The organism is Methyloceanibacter marginalis (assembly GCF_001723295.1).
In the GTDB taxonomy this organism is placed as follows: Bacteria; Pseudomonadota; Alphaproteobacteria; order Rhizobiales; family Methyloligellaceae; genus Methyloceanibacter; species Methyloceanibacter marginalis.
Window position 1 is genome coordinate 1 of sequence record NZ_LPWD01000189.1, and the last position, 3336, is coordinate 3336.

At 63.6% G+C, this 3336-nt stretch carries 3 protein-coding genes and 1 pseudogene; 3 read left to right on the forward strand and 1 reads right to left on the reverse strand.

What is annotated here, in order from left to right; all coding sequences use genetic code 11:
• The first annotated feature begins 118 nt into the window (after nucleotides 1-118).
• The 3 genes from AUC71_RS07870 to AUC71_RS07880 are packed head-to-tail and all read left to right on the forward strand — an operon-like array spanning nucleotide 119 to nucleotide 2924.
• The gene (locus AUC71_RS07870) at nucleotides 119-1129 is read left to right on the forward strand and encodes a toll/interleukin-1 receptor domain-containing protein (RefSeq protein ID WP_069623825.1); all 1011 of its coding nucleotides are present in this window, start codon (nucleotides 119-121) and stop codon (nucleotides 1127-1129) included.
• A complete protein-coding gene (locus AUC71_RS07875) occupies nucleotides 1129-2445 on the forward strand; it encodes a tetratricopeptide repeat protein (RefSeq protein ID WP_244500851.1) in 1317 nt (438 codons plus the stop codon). The genes AUC71_RS07870 and AUC71_RS07875 overlap by 1 nt, the downstream gene beginning before the upstream one ends.
• Entirely contained in the window at nucleotides 2442-2924 is a 483-nt protein-coding gene (locus tag AUC71_RS07880) for a hypothetical protein (protein WP_069623827.1), read from the forward strand. The genes AUC71_RS07875 and AUC71_RS07880 overlap by 4 nt, the downstream gene beginning before the upstream one ends.
• A 37-nt stretch (nucleotides 2925-2961) precedes the next feature.
• Here AUC71_RS07880 and AUC71_RS19345 read toward each other — a convergent pair.
• A pseudogene (locus tag AUC71_RS19345) lies at nucleotides 2962-3336 on the reverse strand (hypothetical protein); the annotation flags it as partial.

The following is a 3336-nucleotide window of genomic DNA, read 5'->3' on the forward strand; positions in this document are numbered from 1 at the left end:
CCCTCGCGGGGAGGGATCTCTAGCACCGTTACCGAACCGTTAGTTGCGAGGCGCGCCTGCCTCGCGGATAATTGGGCAAAGGAGCGGTGAACAGTCCAAGCATGGGGTCGAGGCAGCCATGGCTGAACCCGTCGCTTTTCGCTACCGCGCCTTTATCTCCTACAGCCACGCCGATACCGCATGGGCCAAATGGCTGCATCGCGGGCTGGAAAGCTTCCGCATCGACAAGGATCTGGCCGGCCGCGAGACGGCGACCGGCACCGTCCCGAAATCTCTGCGGCCCGTCTTCCGGGACCGGGACGACTTCACCGCCGGGCACTCCCTCACGGACCAGACGCTGGCGGCGCTGGACGCCTCCGCTGCCCTGATCGTCCTCTGCTCGCCCGCCGCGGCGCGCAGCAAATACGTCACCGAAGAAATCCGCCTGTTCAAGACGCGCCACCCGGAGCGCCCGGTGATCCCGCTGATCGTCGGCGGCACGCCCGGCGATCCGGACACCGAGTGCTTCCCGCCATCGCTCAAATACAAGCTCGATGACCAGGGCCGGATCACCGATGAGCCGGTCGAGATGCTGGCGGCCGACGCGCGCGAGGCGGGCGACGGAAAGCAGCTCGCGCTGGCCAAGGTCATCGCCGGACTCCTCGGCGTCTCCTCCGACGACATCTTCCGCCGTGCCGAACGCGACCGCCGCCGCAAAGGGCGCGTCCGCAACGGCATTGCCGCCGTGCTCGCGCTGCTGGTCGTGCTCGCCTCCGGCAGCGCCGTCTATGCCTGGCAGCAGCTCAAGACCAACGAGGCTTTCCTCACCGCCACGCTCAAGACAACCACCGAGATCGTGAATACGGCCGTCTCACAGGCCGAGACCTTTGGCGTCCCGCGCAAGGCGACCCTCGCCCTGCTCAGCAAGGCGGAAGGCCTGTTCGACAACATGGCGCTGTTAGGGAGGCCGACGCCCGAGCTGCGCTTCCAAAAAGCCTGGATGCTGATCCAGTTCGCGCGCAACTACGAGGCGCTTGGCGACACGACAAAGCAGAACACGCGCTCGGACGCCGCGCTGGAGATCATGACGAACCTTGCCCCGTCGGCCCCGGACAACACGGAGTACCAGATGCTGTTTGCGCCGCGCTGATCGAGAAGGGTAAAGTCTTCAAAGCACAGGGCGATCTCCCCGAGGCCCTCGACTATTACAAGAGTGCATTTGACGTCGTCGCCAAGCTGACCAAGGCGCATGGTGACAACCATAGACTTTTGCGCGATGTGGCCGTGGCGTCGGACAGGGTAGGCGATGCTCTGCGCGAGCAAGGCAGGCTGAGCGAGGCTCTGGACTACTACAGAACCGGACTTGAGCTCAGAGAGCAGCTTGTCAAAGCCAAACCCAACAACATCGATTGGTCACGTGGGCTCGCCATCTCCTACGACAGGGCCGGAGAGGTGCTGGAAGCGCGAGGCCTCTTGGACAGGGCGTTGCAGGCTTATCGCCAGAGCCTCGACATCATGCTGCGTCTTGCCGAGGACAAGCCGGACGACGCAAAGCAGCAAGACGGCGTGGCCATTGTCTACGATCAGGTCGGCGACGTTCTGCGCGATCAGGGCAAGTTTGCCTTGGCACAAGAAGCCTACGAGAAAAGCTTCGGAATTCGCGAGCGACTTGCCACTGCCGACCCGACCAACGCGTCGCACCAGTACAGCCTTTCCATTTCGTACGAAAGACTCGGTGACGTCCTTCGAGCGACCTGGAAACTCGGTGAAGCGTTGAAGGTTTACGGCGACAGCCTCGCCATTCGCGAAAAGCTATGCAAGAGCGACCCGAGAAATGCCGCTTGTCAGCGCGACTTGGCCATATCCCGCATGAAGCTTGCAGAAGCGCTGCGGTTCAAGGGGGACTACGCCGGAGCGCTTCTACAGTATCGGGAGGCCCTGAAGGTCATTGAACGTCTCGCGAAGGACGACCAGAGCAATACCACTTGGCAGCGCGACTTGGCCTCCGTCCAAAGGAAGATCGGACTGACACTGCAAAAACAGGACGACCTCTCACAAGCCTTGCAGGCCTATCGGCGAAGCTTGGAGATTATGGAGACGCTGACGCAGGCTTACCCAAAGAACCCCACCTGGTATCAGGATCTCACCTTCTCGCTGGATTCGATCGGCGACATCCTTTTCGTGCAAGGCAAGCACGCCGAAGCCTGGAGGTGTATCAAAGAAGCTTGGCGGTCAGAGAGATCCTGGCGAAGAACGCTCCGAACAATCCAAGGCGCCAGCGGAATGTCTCGATATCTCAAATCAAGATCGGAGACGCCCTCGCGGCCATCGGCGACCGCGCGGGCGCTCTTGCGGCCTTCGAAAAGGCCCTCGCCCTTCGAGTCCGGCTGGTCAAGGCCGACCAGGAGAGCTTGGAGTGGCAGCGCGACTTGTATCTCGCCCAGAACCGAATATCGCGCGAGTTGAGAAGGCAGGAGCGTTACGACGAGGCCTTCGCGGCCAGCCTGGAAGAGTTCGCAGTTCTCGACGCGCTCCAGGAGAAAGGCCGCGATAACCCGCAGTGGCGCGAGGACCTCGACCGCAGCGTGGCCGGTCTTGGCAGCTTGTCGTATGAATTCCTCCTAGCGCAGCATTTCGCGAAGGCGCTCGAGGCCGCCGACGGAGCGATCGGGCATGACCCCGACATCCTCTGGTTTCACACGAATCGCGCGCACGCGCTCATGATGCTCGGCCGCGAGGATGAGGCCCGGACGCTCTATCTCAAATATCGCGGCGCGAACGATGCGCATTCCGGCACGTCCTGGAACGACTTGGTGGTCGCCGACTTCGCCGAGATGCGCGAGGCGGGGATCGATCATCCCTTGATGCGCGAGGTCGAAAGCGTGCTCAAGCAGACGCACGAGCCCGTGCCCGACGCCGAGCAGGCCAAACAGACCGCGCCATAGCGCGTAAGGGAATCCGTTAACCCGAAGAACCTGGCGCCTAGCTCACCGTGTCGGGAGCATTCTCGCTTTCGTCGGAGCCTGTCGCTTCCGCCGGCTCGGCGCCATTGGCATCGCGCACATTGTCGGCGCCGTTGCCGCCCTGACGGCCGCGACCACGGCCACGTCCGCCGGCATGATGCTCGCGGTTTCCTTCATGGCGCTGGCGGTCCTGGCTGCCGCCGCCGTGTCCACCACCGCCTTGTCCGCCGCCGCTCTGCTCATCGCCGCCCTGCCCACCAGCTTCCGATTCCTCGGATTCGGAGCCCTCTTCGTCGGAATCCGAATGCCAGCGGCGTCTGCGGCCGGCTGCCGCCGTTCGGCGCGTCGCCCTGCGGGGCGCCGGGCTGAGAGGTCGCCTGCGTCTGGGCCGCCA